Source organism: Candidatus Coatesbacteria bacterium (assembly GCA_014728225.1).
Taxonomy (GTDB): Bacteria; RBG-13-66-14; RBG-13-66-14; order RBG-13-66-14; family RBG-13-66-14; genus WJLX01.
The window spans coordinates 26,639-46,578 of the sequence record WJLX01000104.1; the positions used below are offsets into that span (position 1 = coordinate 26,639).

The 19,940-nt window shown below is 67.4% G+C and carries 15 protein-coding genes; 3 read left to right on the forward strand and 12 right to left on the reverse strand.

The annotated features are described in order from the left end of the window. The first annotated feature begins 317 nt into the window (after positions 1-317). From GF399_07410 to GF399_07420, 3 genes are all read left to right on the forward strand, one after another. A complete protein-coding gene (locus GF399_07410; GenBank protein MBD3400143.1) occupies positions 318-1,394 on the forward strand; it encodes a hypothetical protein in 1,077 nt (358 codons plus the stop codon). An 11-nt stretch (positions 1,395-1,405) separates the two neighbouring features. Continuing rightward, positions 1,406-1,795: a septal ring lytic transglycosylase RlpA family protein gene (locus GF399_07415; GenBank protein ID MBD3400144.1), complete on the forward strand. Its 390-nt coding sequence runs from the start codon at positions 1,406-1,408 to the stop codon at positions 1,793-1,795. Between the two features lie 283 nt (positions 1,796-2,078). After that, positions 2,079-3,308, forward strand: coding sequence for a hypothetical protein (locus GF399_07420; GenBank protein MBD3400145.1), 1,230 nt, complete (start codon positions 2,079-2,081; stop codon positions 3,306-3,308). Between the two features lie 273 nt (positions 3,309-3,581). On the opposite strand, the gene rsmI is transcribed toward GF399_07420, so the two are convergent. The 12 genes from rsmI to GF399_07480 all read right to left on the reverse strand — a co-directional run bounded on the left by rsmI (position 3,582) and on the right by GF399_07480 (position 19,791). Then, positions 3,582-4,463 (reverse strand): 16S rRNA (cytidine(1402)-2'-O)-methyltransferase, encoded by an 882-nt coding sequence (rsmI, locus tag GF399_07425; GenBank protein MBD3400146.1) that lies wholly within the window; start codon positions 4,461-4,463, stop codon positions 3,582-3,584. Between the two features lie 246 nt (positions 4,464-4,709). Continuing rightward, positions 4,710-7,781 carry a hypothetical protein gene (locus GF399_07430; protein MBD3400147.1) on the reverse strand — a complete coding sequence of 1,024 codons (3,072 nt, stop codon included), beginning with the start codon at positions 7,779-7,781 and terminating at the stop codon, positions 4,710-4,712. Between the two features lie 93 nt (positions 7,782-7,874). Then, positions 7,875-8,822 (reverse strand): tRNA (adenosine(37)-N6)-dimethylallyltransferase MiaA, encoded by a 948-nt coding sequence (gene miaA / locus GF399_07435; protein ID MBD3400148.1) that lies wholly within the window; start codon positions 8,820-8,822, stop codon positions 7,875-7,877. Positions 8,823-8,826: 4 nt separating this feature from the next. Next, entirely contained in the window at positions 8,827-11,610 is a 2,784-nt protein-coding gene (locus GF399_07440) for an MMPL family transporter (protein ID MBD3400149.1), read from the reverse strand. A 221-nt stretch (positions 11,611-11,831) separates the two neighbouring features. Continuing rightward, the gene (locus tag GF399_07445; GenBank protein ID MBD3400150.1) at positions 11,832-12,248 is read right to left on the reverse strand and encodes a response regulator; all 417 of its coding nucleotides are present in this window, start codon (positions 12,246-12,248) and stop codon (positions 11,832-11,834) included. Between the two features lie 11 nt (positions 12,249-12,259). After that, the gene (locus GF399_07450; protein ID MBD3400151.1) at positions 12,260-13,564 is read right to left on the reverse strand and encodes an EAL domain-containing protein; all 1,305 of its coding nucleotides are present in this window, start codon (positions 13,562-13,564) and stop codon (positions 12,260-12,262) included. Positions 13,565-13,733: 169 nt separating this feature from the next. After that, positions 13,734-14,840 (reverse strand): mechanosensitive ion channel, encoded by a 1,107-nt coding sequence (locus tag GF399_07455; protein MBD3400152.1) that lies wholly within the window; start codon positions 14,838-14,840, stop codon positions 13,734-13,736. Between the two features lie 291 nt (positions 14,841-15,131). After that, on the reverse strand, positions 15,132-15,833 hold the full coding sequence (locus tag GF399_07460) for a YggS family pyridoxal phosphate-dependent enzyme (protein MBD3400153.1): 702 nt from the start codon (positions 15,831-15,833) through the stop codon (positions 15,132-15,134). Beyond that, complete coding sequence (locus tag GF399_07465; GenBank protein ID MBD3400154.1) at positions 15,830-17,125, reverse strand: DUF1343 domain-containing protein; 1,296 nt, start codon at positions 17,123-17,125, stop codon at positions 15,830-15,832. The genes GF399_07460 and GF399_07465 overlap by 4 nt, the downstream gene beginning before the upstream one ends. A gap of 1 nt (position 17,126) precedes the next feature. Then, positions 17,127-17,909, reverse strand: a complete 783-nt coding sequence (gene truA / locus GF399_07470; protein MBD3400155.1) for a tRNA pseudouridine(38-40) synthase TruA — start codon at positions 17,907-17,909, stop codon at positions 17,127-17,129. Further along, positions 17,906-18,460: a hypothetical protein gene (locus tag GF399_07475; GenBank protein ID MBD3400156.1), complete on the reverse strand. Its 555-nt coding sequence runs from the start codon at positions 18,458-18,460 to the stop codon at positions 17,906-17,908. The genes truA and GF399_07475 overlap by 4 nt, the downstream gene beginning before the upstream one ends. Then, positions 18,457-19,791 (reverse strand): hypothetical protein, encoded by a 1,335-nt coding sequence (locus GF399_07480; GenBank protein ID MBD3400157.1) that lies wholly within the window; start codon positions 19,789-19,791, stop codon positions 18,457-18,459. The genes GF399_07475 and GF399_07480 overlap by 4 nt, the downstream gene beginning before the upstream one ends. Between the last annotated feature and the right edge of the window lie 149 nt (positions 19,792-19,940).

Consider the following 19,940-nt stretch of genomic DNA (forward strand, 5'->3'; position numbering starts at 1 on the left):
AGCGCGAAAACTGTAAAATTCGAAAGAGGCTTATCCACAGATTATTACACTAGTATAAGAAAACCCGGGTGACAAGGTTTTTCCGTTGTCCCCGCGAGAGCCGGGGGCGCTGCTGGATAACGTGCCCGCTCGTGCACTCCTCGACTGCCGCGGCCCAAGCGGTTCCCCGACCGGAAAACGGCCCGAAAACACGCCTGCTCCAATTGAGCTGACCGCAGCCGCCGCTCCGGAAGCGTGCCCTTATCCCTGATTGAATCTGGGCGGCTCCGACCGGGGCGCGCATAGTCCGCCGGCGCGCGGCGTGCTATAATCATCCCATGGTCGCCGAAGAGAACAGCCGCGCTCTGGTGATCAACACCGCCTTCCTGGGCGACGTCGCCTTGACGACGCCGCTGCCGCGCCTGCTGGCCGAAAACGGCTGGACGGTGGACGCCCTGGTGATCCCGCAGACCGCCGAGTTGCTGGAGGATTCACCGGATATCGACCAGGTGCTGACCTACGACAAGCGCCGCGACCGCAGCCTGGCCGGACTCAAGCGCCGCGCCCGGACCCTGCGCGGCCGTTACGACGCCGTGCTGGTGCCCCACCGCAGCGCCCGCAGCGCCCTGTTGGCCTTCCACAGCCGCACACCGCTGCGCGTCGGCTACCGTCCGCCGCGGCCGCCCTGGCCGCCGGGTTTCGCCGACCGCCGCCTGCGCCCCCACTTCACCAGTTTGGCTCGGCTGTGCTTTAATCGACGGGTGGACTACCTGCTCGGCCGCTGGGAGGGGCTGCGGATGGCGGACCTGGCCCGGGGCCTGGGCATCGAAGTCCCGCCAGACCTCAACGGACGGCTGGGCGTCAATCCCGCCGACCGCCGCTGGGCCGCAGCCGAGTTGGAACGACTGCCGCGTCCGTTGGTGATCTGTTTTCCGGGCAGCGTCTGGCCCAGCAAGCGCTACCCCGCCCAGAGCTGGTCCGAGGTGGGCTGGATGCTGGTCCATGAACGGCACTGCGGCCTGCTCGCCGCCGGCTCGGCGGCCGAACGGGAGCAGGTCGAGACGTTGCGTAGCGAGGTGCCGGGCTGCCGGGCCGCCGTCGACCTCAATCTCGGACGGCTCAAGGCCCTCATCGCCGCCGCCGATCTCGTCATCTGCAACGACTCCGCCCCCCTGCACCTGGCCGTCTGCCTGTCGACCCCCGTCGTCGCAGTCTACGGACCGACCGACCCCCGTTTCGGTTTCCGCGCCCCGGCCGCCCATCCCCATCACCATGTCCGACTCGAGGGGTTGGAATGTCGGCCCTGCCGTTTGCGGCCGCCCCGGCGCTGCCCCCTGGACCATCACAACTGCCTGAAACGACTGCCGCCGGAGACCATCGCCGCCGCCGCCCTCCAACTGCTCGATTCACCCTAGGAGACAGCGGAATGCGAAACCGGATACCCACCGTCGTTATCGTGGTCGCGCTACTTACCAGCTTAACACTCACCGCCGGCTGCTACCGCAGACGTCCCGAAAACGGCGGCGTCGACCAGGTCGGACGGGCCTCCTGGTACGGCGACGCCTTCCAGGGTCGACCGACGGCCTCGGGCGAACCCTTCGACATGTACGCCCACACCGCCGCCCACCGCAACCTGCCCTTCGGCACCCGGGTCCGGGTGACCAATCTCGAGAACGGCCGCAGCGTGGTCGTGCGCATCAACGACCGCGGCCCCTGGGTCGAGGGCCGGATCATCGACCTCGCCTACGCCGCCGCCCGGGAGCTGGGGATGATCGAGGCCGGGGTGGTGCGCGTCGAACTGCGGCTGCTCGACTAACTCCCTGCGGTCCGGCCGACCGTTGAAAAACGACGCCTCCGGCACCGCCGCAACCCGCCGGCCCCCGAGCCGGAACTGGCACGGTTTTTTCGGAGGCGGACCGTTACCCTCCGCCGTAACGGTCGCCGAGATGCAAAAACCGTGCCAGTTCCGGCGGCGCAGCCGCGTGAGTGTGCGGTACGGCTGGAACGTCGTTTTTCAACGGGCCGCTTGACGCAGCGGCCGTTTGCTTTCAATACTGTGGTCATGCAGTGCGAGGCCTTTTTCGGGGTGGACTCGAGCGATGGATGGTTTTTTCGGCGAATTGTTGCAGGTGTTGAAGACCGCCGCCGTTGACAGCTTCATGAGCGTCGGCACCTGGGTGGCGGTGATGCTGCTCGTCTTCGGCTGGCTCGAGGTGCGCACCTCGGGGGGCATCGTGCGGGCGATGAGGCGTCATCGCGCCTGGCAGCCTCTCTTCGGCGCGCTGTTCGGCGTCATCCCGGGTTGTGGCGGGGCCATCTTCATGATGCCGCTCTACATCAACGGCACGGTCAGTTTCAGCACGGTGGTGGCCACCCTGCTGGCCACGATGGGCGACAGCTCCTGGGTCATATTCAGCCAGTTGCCCGGTCACGCCCTGGTGATTCACGGGATCAGCTTCGCTGTGGGGGTGGCGGCGGGTTATCTGGTCGACGCCCTGGGGATCGGCCACGGACTGCTCAAGGGGCGCGAAAAGCAGGCTTTGGCCGCCGTCGGCGAACACGCCGCCGCCCTGGACGGCGCCGGGGTCTGCCTGCTGTCCGGCTTCGAGCACAGCGAGCCGCCGGAGCTGGTCGCCGCGCTGCACAAGCGCTCGCACATCCGTCCCAAAAGCCTGTTCTACCGCATCACCCACAACCTGCACTGGCTGATCTGGGGGCTGTTCCTGGTGGGCTTCGTCTTCACCGTGCTCAGTCAGCTGTTCCGCTTCGATCCGGCGACCATCGACGGCTGGTTCGGCGGTTTTCCCCTCTTCGAGACTCTGGGCGTCGTCGGCGCGGCGGTCAGTTTGTTGTGGATGATCTTCGCCCGCAAGTTCCTCCGCGACGACACGCACGAAGAGGATGAGGAGAAGGCCCAGAGCGGCCGGGAGATGCTGATCCATAACGCCGAGGACACGGCCTTCGTCGTCGTCTGGGTCACCGTGGCCTATTTCGTCTTCTACGCCTTCGAGGCCTGGAGCGGCGTCGACGTTACCGAGCTGGTCCGGGGCGCCGGGGCCTGGGCCGTCGTCGGTGCGGCGCTGATCGGTTTGATTCCGGGCTGCGGGCCGCAGATCGTCATCACCAGCCTGTTCATCAGCGGCGCCGTACCCTTCGCCGCCCTGCTGGCCAACGTCCTCTCCCAGGACGGCGACGCCCTGTTCCCGCTGATCAGCCTGCACAAGAAGAGTGCCCTGCTGGCCACCCTGGTGACCACGGTACCGGCGATCGCTGTCGGGCTGCTGGTCCATTATCTGCTACCCGGCTTCATGGCCGCGCCGGGGGGTTGAGGCGGGCGCGGGCGGGAGAAACGGGGCCCGGACGATTGGTTGTTGCGGTATGTCGCCGTCCGGGTCGGGCCGGTTGTCGTTTCTAGGTTGTACTGCGGCCGGGGGCTCAACCGCCCCGGGTCGGGTTGTCGCTGGTGAAAACAAACGGGCCCGTGGGCCCGTTTGTTTTCATGAAAGCGGCGGCTGCCCCCTAGCGTGGCGGGCGTTGCTTGATGAGTAGCGAGGCCGGGTGGGGTATCTCTTGCTTGGGGAGGTTCGTTGGAGAGTCGGCCCCTAGCGTGGCGGGCGTTGCTTGGGGATCATCGAAGCCAGGTGGTAGATCTCCTGCTTGGGGATGCCCAGCAGGGCGGAGACGACCTTGGCGGCCTCGTTGGAGCTCATCTCGAAGTTTTGGATGCAGACCCGCAGCGCCCGCTCGATGCGGTCGTTGGGGATGTTGTCCATCTTGAAGCGGTTTTCTTCGCTCTCCGGAGCGCGGTCGACGACGAGGACGAACTCACCGCGGGTGCGGTCCTCGTCCAGTTCGAGATTGACCTCCTCGGAGGTTCCGCGCAGGATGTCCTCGTTGATCTTGGTCATCTCGCGGCAGATGACGACCTCGCGGTCGGGGGTTTCGGCGGCGATTTCGGCCAGGATGCGCTTGATGCGGTGGGGCGAGGCGTAGACGACGATCGGCATCTCCATGCTTTTGAGGCGCTGGATGCGGGCCAGGCGTTCCTGGGGCTTGCGCGGCAGGTAGCCCTCGAAGATGAAGCTGGAGCTGGAGAAGCCGGAGATGGCCAGGGCGGTGACGGCGGCGTTGGGTCCGGGGACGGGTACGACGTCGATACCGTTGTCGGTGCACAGCCGGACCAGGGCGGTGCCGGGGTCGCTGATGGCGGGCATGCCGGCGTCGGAGACGTAGGCGATGTTGATGCCCTGGTTGAACAGCTCGACGAGCTCGCGCCCGACGGCGTAGGTGATATGCTGATCGCAGCGCAACAGGCGTTTCTTGTTGATCTTGTAGTGGGAGAGCAGCTTGCGCGTGCGACGGGTATCCTCGCAAGCGATGACATCCACTCGGCGCAGGGTTTCCACGGCCCGGGCGGTGATGTCGTCCAGGTTGCCGATCGGAGTGCCGACCAGGAAGAGGACGCCCTTTTTCTTCGGGGACATATTGTTTTCTAAGATCCGGAGGATTTAGTGAAAGGGTCGACGAATAAAAGTACCATTGTATTATATCATCCTTTGCCGGCTTAATCAACAGGTACGCCGGGCGCCGGGGTGTCGTCGGTCTACTCCCGGCCTGGCGGGGGGATCGCTGGAGCGGTCGCCTAAACCAGACCGCCCCTAGGGGCGGTCTGGTAGTCGGGATAGCTGCGGTTTTGCAGGAGTTTGCGCTGTTGCTGAGGAGCCGGCGCGTCAGGCTGCTTCTTCGACCGCGGTGTCCTCGGCTTCTCCCGCTTCGGCTTCACCCGCTTCCGCGGTCTCTTCCGCCGTCGCCAGGGCGGGTTCCTCGGCGGTTGGAACCGGTGGGAGGGGCTCGCCGGCCAGGGCGGCGGCGGCGGCGGCGGAGAGTTCGGGCGGATAGAGTTCGGCGGTGTTATCGACCAGGACCTGCAGGTAGGCGTCGCCCACGCCGGTGGTGTCGGCGGCCAGGGAATCGAGGACCTCCCAGCGGACGGCCAGGCTGGGTTCCTGTTCGGGGGTGGCCGTGGCTATCTGGCCCCAGAGCAGGACCATGCGCTTGTCCTCGCGACCGGCCATGTAGCGGGCCACCAGGACGCGTACGGGCTCTTCCGCGGTACGGAAGAGCTCGCGCAGGCGGGTGTTGGCGTTGTTGGCGGCCAGGGCGTCGATGACGGCGGGAGCGTCGGCGGGTTCCTCGTCGAGATGGGCCACCAGACGATTGAGCGAAGTGGCGTCGCCGATCCAGCTCAACACCTGGATGCCGATGCGGCGCAGCTCGGTGTCGGGCTCGAGGAGCAGCGGGGCGAAGGACTCGAAGGCCGTAGAGTCGTAGTACGGTGTCAGGGTGGCGATCTCGCCGTTGTAGACATCGAGGAAGCGCCCGCGGAGCCTGTCGTCTTCGGTGAGTTTTTCGGCCAGCAGGGAGTAGAGCTTGTTGCTCTCGATTTCGGTCAGACGGTCGATGGCCAGGGTCCAGGCCGGGACCGTCGGCAGGTCGGGCACCTCGGGCTGGATCTCGCTGCCGGCTCCGGTCAGTTCCCGGGCCAGCAGACGCAGGCCGAACTCGTAGGGCGTTTCGGCGGGACGGTGGGGCAAGCGCTCGACGGGTTCGTCCGAATCGAGGGCCTCGGCGAGGAAGTTGATACCGCGTTCGTCGCCGAAGCCGGCCAGCAGCTGGGCGGCGTTGAAACTGACCATCGGGTGCTGGTCCTCGCCGAGGAGCTCGGCGAGGTCGTCGTTGAAGCCCCGGTCGCGCAGCCGGCGGACGAAGTTGAGCACGGCCAGCTTGGTCTCGGCTGCGGTGCCTTCGCGGGACAGCAGATCGACGGCGACGGCCAGGGTGTTCTTGTCGCCGATGGACAGCAGGGCGTCGATCAGGGCCACGTTGGTCCAGACGTCGCCCTCGCCGAGGTTGCGGGTCAGAAAGCTGATCGTGCGTTGATCGGCGAAGTCGGCCAGGACGTTCGCCGCGGCCCAGCGCACGTTGGAGGTCGGATCGTTGAGGATGTCGACGACGGGCATCACGCCCCGGGAATGGCCGATACGGCCCAGGGCTTCGATGGCCAGGATCCGGCGTCCCTCGCTGTCGGATTCGAGCTGGTCGATGAAGTAGCTGAGGCCGGTGCGGTTGTCGTCGAGCTGCAGCAGCATCCGGGTGGCCTGGATCCGCAGGGAGTAGAGGCTGTCGAGGACGGGGGTCAGGGCTTCGGCGTCGTCGTTGGCGGCGGCGTAGTCGTCGAAGGAATCGGGCTCACGGTTGAACAGCAAGACGAGTCCGTCGGTGTCGCCGGTGTAATCGTATCCGGCCAGGGTTTCCACGGCCTTGCTCACCAGCTCCAGACTGGCGCTGTCGGCGAGGATGGCTACGACTTCGTCGGGGGCTTCGCGGTCGGGGGTGGCGCGCAGGCCTAGGGAGGCGAGGACCAGCAGGCGCACCTGCTCTGTCTCGTCATCCTCCAGGTAGATGAGTAGGTCCTCGTCGGCGGCTAGTTCGGCCAGTGACTGAATGATCGACGGGCCGAGTGCCGGATTATCCCGGGACAGCTCGATCAGTTCGGCGATGTCGGCCTGAGCTCCCAACTGACCGACGGCCATTACGGCGGCCTTGGCGACATCGAGGTCTGGGTCGTCCAGGTACTCGCGGATAACGTCGAGGTGGCCCTCTTCGCCGATGTTGCCCAGGGCGTTGATCAGCTGCAGCTTGACGAACCAGAACTCGTCCTCGTACTCCAGGGCCTTGACGAGTTGCTCGACGCCACGGGACAGGCGTCCCAGGACGAGGGCGGCCATCATCCGCTTCTGGGCGTTGGCCGGACCGCGATCGGTGAGCTCTTCGCCGCACTGGGCGACGGTCTCGTTGACGAACTCGGGAGCGGTGAACTGGGTCAGGGTCTCGAGGGCGGCGATGCGGAAGCGTTCGTTGGCGTCGTCGAGGCGCTCCACCAGGGGCTCGATGACGGCGAGGTCGTCGAAGCGTCGCAAGCCGCGGGCCGCGGCGATGCGTACCGCGGGTTCGTGGTCGTCGAGGGCCTTGAGGAGGATGCTCTGGGTCGATTCGGTCAGGGTCTCGTACTTACCGAGGGCCAGTTCCGCGGCCTCCTCGTCCTTCAGCCGCAGGGCTTCGAAGTGGGCGTCCTGGTAGTAGCCGGCGATGGTGGTGATGGCCTGGACGGCCGCGGCGCGGACCGCCGGGACCTCGTCACGACTGAGCTGGTTCAGCGACAGGTTGGCCTTGAACAGGTGCAGATTGGCGATGGCGCCGGCCGCCGCGCTGCGCACGCCGGGATCGGGATCGACCACGCCGTGTTCGAGCATCGTGAGGACTTCGATCCGGTCCTCGTCCTCGACCACGTTGAGATTGCCCAGGGCGGCGATGACCTCCTCGCGGAAGCGGGCGTTCTGCTCGGCGATGGGGCCGTCTTCATCGCTCGGTCCGGCGCCGCCTTCGCCGTAGGCGCTCTCGTGGAGCGGGCTGGCGGCGGAAGCGGAGCCGATTTCGGCCAGGCCGCGCACCGCGGCGATCCGGATGCGGTTGACCTCGGCCAACAGCTCCTCGTCATCGAGTTCCTCGGCGCCCGAAACGTTGTCGAGGTAAAGATCCTCGACAGCGTCATAATCGAGGAGGTCGGTCAATACGCTGACACCGTCCCCGCCCGCGGCGACGACTTCGTCGATCGCCTGGGCCAAGGTTCGCATGTTGTCGGCGGTGACGATTCGGATCTTGAGCTCGGTGCTGTCGAGACCGCAACCGGCGATCAACAGGCTCAGCACGGCGAGCAGCGCTAAAGGGCGACTCAGGCGCATCGTATCCCCTTTCAACTCGAAAAACCTCAACGCGGGCTCGTTCAATACGGGGCAAGGTTAGGGACGAAGTTTATCAGAGCTAGCCCTTGATCGTCAAGAAGATAGCCCGGCCAGCAATCGCCGGGCGAGCGCCGCCGGTGTTTCCCCGGTGGCGGCGGTCAGGCGGTGGAACCGATCGTCGGAGCGCAGCCAGCTGAGCTGGCGCTTGGCCAGCCGCCGTGTGGCCCGGGCCGTCAGTTCGACGGCTTCCTCGTAATCCAGGCGGCCCAGCAGGTGGGTCGCGGCCTGAGCGTAGCCGATGACGCCCAGGGCGGGGCTGTCCGGCGTCAAGCCCCGTTCCAGCAACGCCGCCGTTTCCTCGAGCAGGCCGCCGGCGAACATCCGCCGGGTGCGCTCGTTGATGCGTTCGTACAGCTCGGCTCGCGGTCGCAACAGGGCGAAGCGCGCCACGGGGGTCCCGTGGTCGGGAACCGGAGTGGCGGCGCGCCAGTCGCTCAGGCTGCGGCCGCTCTGCCGCCAGACCGCCAGCGCCCGCACCAGGCGTTGACGGTCGTGGGGGGTGATCCGGGCCGCCGCGGCGGGGTCGACCCGCTGCAACTCGCCGCGCAGTTCGGCCTCGCTCAGCCGCTCCAGTTCCTTCGCCACGGTAGGATCCGTCGGCGGCGCCGGGCAGAGACCGTCGAAGAGGGCGGCGGCGAACAGCAGGGTACCGCCGACGACGACGGGCAGTCGACCGCGACGGCGGATTTCCGCCAGGGCGCGGCCGGCGAGGCGGGCGTACTCCCCGGCGCTGAAGCGCTCCTCGGGCCCGCAGACGTCGAGCAGGTGGTACCGATGGCGCCGGCGCTGCTCCGGCGTGGGTTTGTTCGCCCCCACCCCCAGGTCGCGGTAGACCTTGGCCGAATCACACAGCACCAGCTCGGCGTCGACGAGATCGGCCAAAGCCCGGGACACGGCGCCCTTGCCCGCTGCCGTGGGGCCGCCGAGAAGCAAGATCGCCTCACCCCCGGCGGGATCGTCGATGGCGGCGCAACGCGGCAACCGGCTAGACCTTCAGGCCCAGGCGCTCGAGGACCTTGATCAGCGCCGGCAGCAGCAGAGTGCTGGTCAGGAAGCAGGCGACGACGCCGATGGTCAGCGACAGTCCCATGCTGGCGAAGCCCTGCATCCGGGCGAAGAGCATCGAGGCGAAACCGATCCCCGTAGTGATGCTGGTCAGCATCACCGCCCGGCCGGTGCGCGACAGGGTGCGCTCCATCGGTGAGCCCTCGCCGACGGCCCGGCCGGCGGCGGCCAGATCGCGCTCCCGTCGGTAGCGGTGGATGATGTGCACCCCGTCGTCGATGCCGATGCCCAGGATCAACGGCAGGGCGAAGTAGTTCATGAAGTTGATCTTGATACCGAACAGGGCCATCGTGCCGAAGAGGATCACCCCACCCAGGGCCAGGGGCAGCAGGGCCAGGATGACGGTGTGCAACTTACGGAAGTCGATGAGCAGCAGCAGGAAAATGGCCCCCAGGGCGTAGAGGGAAACCTGAACGCCGTCCTCGGTGAACTGGTCCATCATGGTGTGGAACAGGGGGCCGACGCCGACGGCGCCGGGCTCGATCTGCTCCACGCCCTCGACGAAGGTGTTGAGGTTCTCCTGGGACTTCCAGAGGTCGAAGCGGGGGAAGATGGTGACCAGGAATTCCTTGCGGCTGTGTCCCTGGTAACGGGCCAGCATGTCCGGAGTCAGGTCGTCCAGGGCCACCGGGCCCGGGTTGGCGAAGCCGGCCTCGGGACCGGAGCCCAGCATCCAGGCCCGCTGCTCCCGGTAGTAGGGCTCGCTGAGTTCGTTGTAGCGCTCGATTACCGCGGGTGATGCGTCGCGCAGCTCGGCGGCCAGCAGCTCCAAGGGCCCTCCATCCGCGGCGCCGTAGTCGGTGTAGTCGGCGCAGCGGGTCTGCAGCTTGGATTGGCCGCCCAGTTCGGCCAGGGTCCGCATCTCCAGCAGGTTGAGGTGCAGGCGCTCCAGCTCGGCGGCCAGCCGGGCGGGCGCCGGCGAATCCGGCGGCAGGGACGGCGGCGTCTCCCAGCTCCGGATGCGTTCATTGTAGTCGCGCAGCACGGCGGAGCGGCGTTCGTACTCGGCGCTGGTGGGGATGAAGCGGGCGATGCAGTCAACATCACCGACGTAACCCTTGTCCTTGAGCTGGTCGTAAACCCGGCGCGATTCATCGACGGTGTCGGTCACCACCAGGGAATAGTCGGGCGACAGGTCGAATTTCTCTTCGATCATGTGCGCCAGCTCGATGGACTTGAGGCCTTTGGGCTCCAGGTTGTAGAAGTTCCAGTCGAACTCGCTCCAGCTCAGGGCCGCGAACAGCAGGAAGCCGCACAGGGCCCCGCCCACGGCGACGAAGATCCAGGAACGCCGGTTGATCGCCCGGCCCAGGCGCCCCAGCACACGGAACTCCACGGCGGAGCCGCCCAGCTTGGGCTTCTTGCCCCGTTTCTCCCGGATTCTCTCCCGGACGGCCAGTAGCGCCGGCAGCAGCAGCAGCATGGCCAGCAGGGCGAAGATTATCGCCACGCCGCTGACGAAACCCATGTCCTGGACGCCCTGCATGTCGCCGACCAACAGGGCGAAGAAGGCCGCCGCCGTGGTCAGCGCCCCGGTGATGATCCCGGTTCCCGAACGCTGCAGACCCTCGGCCAGGGCCTCGCCGACGTCCAATCCCTCGGAGCGGGCCTCGTTGACCCCGGCGATGATGTGGATGGCGTAATCGATGCCCAGACCGATGATGAACAGGGAGAAGAACATCGACATCATGTTCAGGTTGCCGGAGTAGAGAAAGACCGCGCCCGCCGTCCAACTGATGGCGAAGACCAAAGGCACGGCGGCCATCAGCGGCGCCGTCAGCATGCGGAAGAAGAACATCAGCGTCAGCAGCACCAGGGCCAGGGCGACGATGCTGGAGATCTTCATGTCGCCGATCCCGGCGTCCATCTCGTCGCGCTGCAGGGCCAGAGAGCCGGCCAGGCCGACCTCGAGCTTCCCCGCGTAGGGCTCGGTGTCCGCCGCCGCCTTGACGGCGGCTTCGATATCATTGACGGCCCGGTAGAGATAGTCGACGTCGCCGACGTTGAAGGTCGGCTGGATCCACAGCAGCAGGAACTGGTAATCCGGACTGAAGATGTAGGGCTCGCCGAGGAACATGTCGCGCACGGCCTCCGCGGCGACCTCCCCGGCCGGGTCGTCTTCCTCTCCCAGGAGGTAGTCCGCCGTCAGCCAGGCGAAGTTGTACATCCCATCGATGCGCAGCAGGGCCTCGCTCTCCCGCTCACGATCGGCCACCCCCTCGCCGATATAACTCGACTCCAGCGAATCGTTGAGCGCCGTCAGATGGGTCACGAGGTCCGGATCGTCGAAAAAACCCTCCAGGCGCACCAGGTCGGATTCCCCGAGCATCATCAAGCCGTGGTTGGCGATGAACTCGTCGTCGGTGCGGTAGTTGACCCAGCGGACGTACTCCTCCATCGACTCCAGCCGCGGGGCCAGGTCCTCGGCGAAAGCCTTCATCAACTCCTTGTCTTCGCCCTCGACGACGACGGTGATGAAGTTGGCCGAATCGTATTCCTCGATGATGCGCTCGAAGGCCTCGACCTTGGGATTGTCCGCCGGCAGCACGTCCGACATGTGGGTCTGGAAGGTCAGCTTATCCGCCAGGTAGCCGGCGCCGACGGTCAGCAACACCGCCCCGCCGATGATCCACCAGCGGCGCCGGGCGGCGAAACGACCCAGACGGGCCAGAAAGCGGCTGCGCTTGCTGTCGGTGGTAGGCAAAGCGACTGCTCCTCGCGTTATACAACTGTTCCAAACCGGCGGCGCCCGTCGCCCCGGAGACCGACACACCCGCCGGCACGCCCCGGAGTTGGCACGGTTTTTGCAACCCCTGCGATCGCCGTCGTCCGGGCCGGGTCGGTTTCGCAAAAACCGTGCCAACTCCGGGGCGTGTTAGTTGTAGCCGTCGAGGTTGGTGTTTTGGGGGGCGCCGGGCGCCGCGGCTACGTCGATTCGGTTTCGTCGCCCCGCAGGATGGCGGCGACCTTTTCCAGCAGCTCCCGGCTGTCGAAGGGTTTGGTCAGGTAATCGACCGCGCCTTCCTGCATGGAGATGATCTTGGCCCGGCTGTCTTCCTTGGCGGAGATCATCGCCACGGGGATCCCGGCGGTGCGGGAATCGACTTGCAGCAGTCGCAGGACCTCCCAGCCGTCCATCTCGGGCATCATGATGTCGAGGAGGATCAGATCGGGCTGGTGCTGCTCGGCGAGTTCGAGGGCCTCGAAGCCGCCGGTGGCCTTGAGTACCTGGTAGCCTTGGGTGCGCAGGATCAGCTCGACGATGTTGACGATGTCGGGTTCGTCGTCGGCGACGAGGATCAGTTTGTCGTCGGTGGCTGCGGCTGGTTCGGCTCGCTTCATGGATTGCTGCTCTAGTAGGGCTGGGAGGGTTTGGAGAGGTGGTATCCCTGGCCCAACTCTACGCCCATGCGGCGTAGGACCTCCAGCTCCTCGGCGGTTTCGATGCCCTCGGCGATGACCCGGCTGCCGGTGCGCACGGCGAGCTCGAGCAGGGTTTCCAGGAGTTCCTGCTTGATTTTGTTGTCCTGGATGCCGGTGACCATCACCCGGTCGAACTTGAGAAAGTCGGGCTGGAGCTGGACGATGGTGTTCAGGGAGGAGTATCCGGCGCCGGCGTCGTCGATAGCGATCTTGAAGCCCTCGCGCTTGAAGACTTCGAGGTTCTTGCAGAAGCGGTCCAGGTCGCCGATGGCCGAGCGTTCGGTCAGTTCGAGGACGATGTGGTCCTTATCGACGCCCAGTCCGGATTCGAAGCTGCTGCGGAAGCTTGGATCGGCGAAGTTGTGGGGCAGTGTGTTGAGGAACAGCAGGGCGCCGTTGTCGATTTGCTTGTCGGCGGTCAGCACGGCGTGGCGCAGGCAGATGCGGTCCAGGGTGTGGGAGAAGCCGGAGCGGGCGGCGAAGCTGAACAGGCGTTCGGCGTCGTCGAAGACGGTGTCCGGGGGACCGACGCTGAGGGCCTCGTAGCCGAGTACGGAGAGGTCGCTGATGAAGTGGATGGGCTGGAAGCGGGTACGGATGCGCTCTCCGGCGATGATGTGGGCCAGCTCGCGGTCCTGGAGCATCTCCTCGCGTTTTTCGGCGTCGGTGGCCATCTCCTTGGCCTCGCGCACGGCCTGGTAGACCAGACGCTCGAAGCGGATCAGGGGGTCGTTGACGATCAGCGAGTAGCCGATCTTGACCTCCAGTCCGGCGTCGGCCAGCTCCCGGCCGACCGAGGAGAGGGAGATGAACTCCTCGACGAGGCCGGAGATTTCTTTCAGGCGTTCGGCGGTCAGCTCGTCGCGCCGGTAGAAGAAGAAGAAGCTGCCGGTGCGGATGGCCTCTTCGTAGAGAGACAGCCGGCTGTTCATCACCTGGCTGTTGAACAGCTCCAACACCCGGGAGAGGTTCTTGATCAGTTCGTCGGTGGACTGCCAGCCGAAGGAGTTCTCCAGACCGAGGGTTCGTGACAGGTCGATGCAGATCACCCCGACGGTGCTGGTTTCATCCTCGAGCATACCCCGCAGCTCATCGAGGGCCATCGGCAGCGTCGGCAAACCGGTCAGGCGGTCGTGGAGCAGATTGCGGTAGCGCAGCAGCTCGGCGCGCAGCCGCAGGGGGATCTGCTCCTCGCCCTGTTTGGAGGGGTTGTCGTTGGCCGGCGTTCGACTCATCGCTTGTTTATTTGCGGACGACGCCGCGAATCAGCGGCACACGGCTCCAGCCTGGATCGGTCTACGAGGGAATGGTGAATTATCCACCAAACTACTACAAGTATGCTTGATAAATCAAGCGCTGGCAAGGGTAAAGGGAAGTCGTTCCAGCGTCCTTCGCCGTGGAGGCCTAGGCCCCGTTGTCGCGGGCGATGTGCAGGGTCTGCGTCGGGAAGGGGATTTCCATGCCGTGCTCGGCGAAGGCCGCGTGGAGGTTGAGCATCAGGTCGTTCTGAACGACCCAGCTGACGCTGTAGGTCTCGCACCAGGCCAGCAGGACGAAGTTCAGCGAGGAGTCGCCGAATTCGAGGAAGAAGGCCGCCGGCTCGGGGTTGTTCAGGACGCCCTTGGTCGCTCGGGCCGTCTGGACCATCACTTCGAGGGCCTTGTTGGGATCGGTGCCGTAAGCCAGACCCAGATCGAGTTTGATGCGGTAGGTGGTGTCGGGGTAGGAATAGTTCTCGATGTACTCGGCGGCCACCTTGGAGTTGGGCAGCACGATGACGGTGTTGCCCAGGGTCTTGACGTCGGTGGAGCGCATACCGATGCGGGTGACGTCGCCGTAGATGTCGCCGATCTTGACCCGGTCGCCCTTGCGGAAGGGGCGGTCAGTCATCAGCACGAAGCCCGAGATCATGTTGGACAGCGTCTCCTGGGCCGCCATGGCCACGGCCAGGGAGGCCACACCCAGGGTGGTCACCAGGGCGACGATGTCGACGCCGAAGTGCTCGAGGACGATGATCGCCCCGATGGTGTAGACGGCGACCGTCAGCAGTTTGCGGATCAGGGGGATGAAGTCCGTCGAGATCGGCATCCCGGAGCGGGTCTCGGCCTCCTCGCCGTACCAGCGGATGATCGCCAGCAAGGGATTGAGCACCATGCGGATACCCACCAGGGCCGCCAGGACGAAGAGTACGCCATAGACGACACCGTCGATGCCGAAGTGGCTATAGGGGTAGAGGGCCCAGGCGGTGTAGAGGGTGCCCAGTAGCAGCCCCCGGTAGACCGGTTTGTTGAGCGAGTCCAGGACGTACTCGTCCAGGTTGGTCCGGGTACGCGCCTCCAGGTGGCGGGATACTCGATGCAGCACCGCGCGGACGATCCGAGCGACGATGAAGCCCAAAACCAGGATCGCCAGGCAGTAGATCACGGCGATGATGTAGTGTTCCCAGGTCAGCGTCGCCGTTTCCGCGGCGCCGAACATGTGGCTGAAAACCTCGGCGAACGGGAATGTCACGGCCTTACCCCCTCTAGCCTGTGGCTTGCTTGTCAGTGGTAGATATTCTCAACTAATGATCGCAATCGCCGTCGCTCGCTCCGAGCGCCGAGACCCGCCCGGCCCCGGAGACGGCGCTCAGCCGACGCGGGCTTTCCCGCCCCGGAACCGGCACGGTTTTTGCATCTCGGCGACCCTCGAGGCGGCCGTCGGCGGTGCGCCTCCGCAAAAACCGTGCCGGTTCCGGGGCTGACGGCGGCGGTGTTCCGGCGCTGTTGCGGAGTGTTCCCGCCGTCTACGGGGCCGGGAGTTCTAGAGCAGTCCCTCGTAGAGGGCCGAGCCGACGCGGACCAGGGTGGCGCCCTCTTCGACGGCGATTTCGTAGTCGTTGGTCATGCCCATCGACAGCTCGGTGAAGTCGTCGAGGGCGTGCTCGACGGCCAGCTCGTCGCGCAGCTCGCGCAGGGCGGCGAAGACGGGCCGGGTCAGCTCGACGTCCTCGAGGAGGGGGGCCATGGTCATCAGGCCCCGGGGTCTGAGTTGTTCCAGGCGCAGCAGGGCGGGAAAGTCGTTCTTGAGCTGCTGCGGCGTGAAGCCGTGTTTGGAAGCCTCGCCGGCGACGTTGACCTCGAACATCACGGGAACCCGTCGCTGCCCGGCGACGCGCTTGTCGACGTCGCGGGCGTGCTTGAGCGAATCGATGGAGTGGATGGTGGAGAAGATCGCCAGGATGTCGTTGACCTTGTTGGACTGGATGGTGCCGATGAAGTGCCAGTCGAGCCCGGCGGGGCCGTCGAGGGCGGCGTGTTTCTCGGCGGCGGGCTGCAGGCGGTTCTCGCCGATGGTCTCGACGCCGGCGGCGGCCAGTTGGGGCAGCACCTCGGGGCCGACGTACTTGGTGACGGCGACGAGGCGGACGTGGTCGGCGGCGTTGGCGGAGCGTCCGCGGGCGGCCTCGATGTGGGCGAGGACGCGGCGGACGTTGCTTTCCAGCAGGGTCTGATCGAGGCTCATGGCGTCTCGGTGTAGAGCAGGTAGGGTCGGCGCTGCTCGGCGAAGGCGGCGGCGTCGGCGGCCCAGGTGTCCAGCAGGACTGCCGGCTCGAGCTCGCCGGCGAAGACACGCCCCAAGGCGTCGTCGCCCAGCATGGCCCGCAGGAAGGTGGTTTGCGGGCGGGTCCGGTCGGGGTGGCGGCGGCCGAGGTAGGCGTAGCCGTAGGCGGCCAGCCGCAGAGGATCGAAGGCGTCCCGATCGTTGAGGCTGATCTCGACGCCGCGACAGGTCGCCGCGGTGTGCTTGCCGTCGCTGGGGGCCCGCGGGGTGAATGCGACGACGCGGTAGTCGGCGCCGGGGCAGTTCTCCGTCCAGACGTCGCGCAGGCCGACGGCGTCGAGCCAGGGGGCGCCGAGGACTTCGAAGGGCCGCTCCGTCCCCCGACCGACGCTGAGATTGGTCGGCTCGAACAGGCCCGTTCCCGGGTAGCAGACGACGCCCGCGAGGCGGGGCAGGTTGGGTGAGGTCGGGCGCCAGGGCGGGGCGGGGGTTTGTGCGTCGAGATAGGTCGCGGGATCGTAGCCGGTCAGGGGTGCGACTTCGACCTCGGCCCCGGGCAGCAGCTCGCCGGCGATCCAGCGCGCCGTCTCTCCGGGCGTCAGCCCGTAGCGCACCGGCAGCGGCAGCTTGCCGACGAAGCTGTCGGCGACGCCGGGGGGCAGGGGACCGCTGACGGTGTTGCCCAGGGGATTGGGTCGGTCGAGGACCACCAGGGGGATACCGGCCTCCCGGCAGGCCTCCAGGCAGAGGTAGAGCGTACTGGTGTAGGTGTAGAAGCGGACGCCGACGTCGGGCAGGTCGTAAACCAGGGCGTCGAGATCGGCCAGTCCGGCGGGGTCCGGTGCGCGGCGCTCGCCGTAGAGGCTGACGATCTCGAGGCCGGTGGCGGGCTCGACGGTGTCGCCGACAGCGCCGGAGCGGTCGGCGCCCAGGCCGTGTTCCGGTGAATACAGGCGCACCAGCTCGACGTTCTCCGCGGCGGCCAGCAACCCCCAGGCCGGTTCGCCGGCGGCGTTGCGGGCGGCGTTGTTGACGACCAGGCCGATCCGTCGACCGGCCAGCGTGGCGCAATCGGCGGCGAGGAGGGCGTCCAGCCCCGTGGTGAAGAGCGCGGCTTCGGTGTCCGGTTCCGGGACGACGGCCTCCTCGTCCGCCCCGCAGGAACCGGCGAGGAGGGCGCAGGTCAACGCCACGGCGGCCTGGCTGCATCGCTGCCTGATGGGTTGCTCCCGGTAAGGTCTCGACGCGCCGATTCTACGTCAACGGTCCGGGCTGCGCAAGCGGGCCGGGGTCGGGTCGGTAGGCGAACTCCGGGTAGGAGACGCGGTAGAGGTAGAGGCCGTGGGCCGGGGCGGCGGGGGCGCGGTCGGGGTCTTCTCCGGCCAGCAGGCGCGCCAGCAGCTCGCCGTCCCAGCGGCGCCGCCCGAGGCGCAGCAGGGTGCCGACGATCCGGCGGACCATGCGGTAGAGGAAGGCTTCGGCGCCGATGCGCAGCCAGTGCAGCGGCGGACGATGGACGAGGCCGCACTCGTCGACGGTGCGAACCGTGCCGCCGCGACCGCCGACGGGGCCGCCGAAGGAGCCGAAGTCCCGGGTGCCGACGAAGCGGGTGGCCGCCCGCTCCATCAACTCCCAGTCCGGGGTCTCGTCGAGGATCAGAGCCCGGTCGCGCCACAGCAGGGCGTCGCCCTCGCGCAGCAGGTAGCGGTACTCGCGCCGCAGGGCGTCGTAGCGGGGATGGAAGCCGGCGGGAACGACGCGGCAGCTCACCAGGCGCAGGTCGTCGGGCAGCAGGGTCGCCAAGGCGCGCTCCAGCACCTCGTCGGGGTACTCGCGCGGCGGATCCCAAGCCGCGACCTGACCCAGGGCGTGGACGCCGGCGTCGGTACGTCCGGCGGCGACGAGGTCGACCGGCTCGGCGTAGAAGCGTCCCAGGGCTTCCTCGAAGACTCCCTGTACCGTACGTCCGGCGGGTTGGCGCTGGAAACCGGCGAAGCCCGCGCCGTGGTAGGCCAGAACGGCGACGCGACGGCTCATCGCCCCGGCTCCCCGGCGGCGGCTCGCAGCTCGGCCCGGCGGCGGGCCGCTTCGTCACCGGCGGCCAGCAGGCGGCGGGCGAAGGCCGTCAGTCGACCCCGGCGGGCGTGGACCCGCCAGCCGTCGTGCAGCAGTGCGCGGCCGCGCTCCAGCGTCGCCTGGTAACCGGCGAAAGTCTCGGCCAGTCGACGCCGCAGGAGCCGTCCCGGACGTCCGGGCACCAGGCCGGCGATCCCGTCCGGGCCGGCCGCGGCCAGCACCCCGGCGCAGAGGAAGACGGCCAGCAGACGAGCCGCCGACAATCCCGCCTCCAGGTAGTCCGTCGCCGTCAAGGGGCCGGCCAGGGCCGCCGCGACCAGGCGCAGCCCGCCGGTCAGCAGCACCAGCCACAGCCCGAGTCCCAGCGCCCGGGGCACGGCGCGCCAGCCGGAGCTTCCGACGAGCAGAACCAGGGCGGCCAGGGTCAACCCGCCCACGGGCCAGGGTCCGGAAACCAGGGCCGCCGCGGCGATCCCCGCGCAGGCGAGCAGGGCCCGCAGCCGGGGGCTCACTCCGCCTCCCGTACGACCAGGCCGTCGACGGCGGCGAAGAAGGACCGGCGCTCGTCGGCTCGGGGATCGTAGGCCAGACCGAGCCGGGCGGCGTCGGCGGGCAGTTGGTTCAGATAGGCGTCCAGGCTGCGCCATTGACCGTCGGCCCAGGCCTCGTTCCAGGCGTGGTAGTAGAAGGCGCCCTCCAGGTACAGCAGGCCGACGACGGTGCGGCAGTGCAAACCGGCGCGCCGGGCCAGGTCCGTCACCAGGGCGGCGTGCTCCGAGCAGTCGCCCCGGCGGCGGGCGTAGATCTCCGGCGCCGTCAGCTCGACACCGACGGGCAGCTCGGCCAGGTTGTCGCCGACCCAGTCGGCGATATCGGCCAGGGTGTCGTAGGGATCGTCCGAGGTCAGCGAGGCGGCCAGGTTGTCCAGGGCGCGGTCGAACTCCGGCCGCTCGGGTTCGATCGCCGGCGGCGGCGCCTCGAGGGCGTAGTTGGTCACCGTCACCCGCCAGCGGCCGTCATCGAGATCCGCCACGACCTGGAAAGGCCCCTCAGGCGGGCGCCGACCGCCCTCGACCTCGAGCACCAGCCGCCGGGTTCGGCGGGGATCCTCGATGACGCCCGTCGGGAAGATCGCTGCGCTGGCCGTCGGGTCGACCCAACCGACGTCGGCCTTCGCCGCGGTCTCGTCGGCCGCCGGGCGGATGCGCATCCCGCCGGGCAGCTCGATCAGCACCAGCTCCCCCGCCGCCGTCAGATAGATGTCCCGGGGTACGCCGTCGAGGAGGTTGATGTTGTGGTAGCCTGTAAAGCTGTCCCCGTCGATCTCGAGGATCTCCAACACGCCCCGACTCAGAGTGCCCTCGATGATCCGTGAGTAGTCGCTGGCGTAACAGCGATAGTCGACGCTCTCGCCGGGGCCCGCACCGCCGGTGACGAAGTGGGTCCCCAGGGAGCCGGGCAGACCGCCCTCGAGGTAGTCCTTGCCCTGGATGACCCCCCGGGTGCTGCTCACCGCCAGCACACCGCCCTCCAGCGCGGCGGTGATGATCGTGGTCTCCGTACCCGACAGCTGGTGGTCCGAAGCCTTCAACAACTCGCCCGCTGCATTGTAGAGCTCGCGGCGGCGGGAACTGGTCAGCATCGAGCGCCCGTCGCGCATCAACTGCATCGTCGAGTAACTCTCGATCCATACTCCGCCGGCGTTCTCCCCCGTGGTGATCGGCACGCTGTTGGAGTAGGAGTAGCCGATCTTCTCACCGTTCAGGTAGAGGGAGTACCAGTTGACGGCCGTCGCCACGGCGACGGTCAGCAGCAGAAAGAGGATTGTCAGGCTTCGACGCATGGACGATCACCTCGGCGGCTGCGGTGCGCGAGACCTTTGAAAAACCCCGCCAAAACCCGGCGCACGGTACTCACAGGCCCCGGAACTGGCACGGTTTTTGCATCTCAGCGACCGTTGGAGCGGCGGCAACGCTGCGCTTCCGCAAAAAC

What these genes read in the sequence shown, in the direction of transcription:
- GF399_07450 (MBD3400151.1), bottom strand. Translation starts at nt 13,564, where the DNA reads ATGAGTCGAACGCCGGCCAACGACAACCCCTCCAAACAGGGCGAGGAG.
- truA (MBD3400155.1), bottom strand. Translation starts at nt 17,909, where the DNA reads ATGAGCCGTCGCGTCGCCGTTCTGGCCTACCACGGCGCGGGCTTCGCC.
- GF399_07415 (MBD3400144.1), top strand. Translation starts at nt 1,406, where the DNA reads ATGCGAAACCGGATACCCACCGTCGTTATCGTGGTCGCGCTACTTACC.
- rsmI (MBD3400146.1), bottom strand. Translation starts at nt 4,463, where the DNA reads ATGTCCCCGAAGAAAAAGGGCGTCCTCTTCCTGGTCGGCACTCCGATC.
- GF399_07480 (MBD3400157.1), bottom strand. Translation starts at nt 19,791, where the DNA reads ATGCGTCGAAGCCTGACAATCCTCTTTCTGCTGCTGACCGTCGCCGTG.
- GF399_07410 (MBD3400143.1), top strand. Translation starts at nt 318, where the DNA reads ATGGTCGCCGAAGAGAACAGCCGCGCTCTGGTGATCAACACCGCCTTC.
- GF399_07460 (MBD3400153.1), bottom strand. Translation starts at nt 15,833, where the DNA reads ATGAGCCTCGATCAGACCCTGCTGGAAAGCAACGTCCGCCGCGTCCTC.
- GF399_07430 (MBD3400147.1), bottom strand. Translation starts at nt 7,781, where the DNA reads ATGCGCCTGAGTCGCCCTTTAGCGCTGCTCGCCGTGCTGAGCCTGTTG.
- GF399_07420 (MBD3400145.1), top strand. Translation starts at nt 2,079, where the DNA reads ATGGATGGTTTTTTCGGCGAATTGTTGCAGGTGTTGAAGACCGCCGCC.
- GF399_07445 (MBD3400150.1), bottom strand. Translation starts at nt 12,248, where the DNA reads ATGAAGCGAGCCGAACCAGCCGCAGCCACCGACGACAAACTGATCCTC.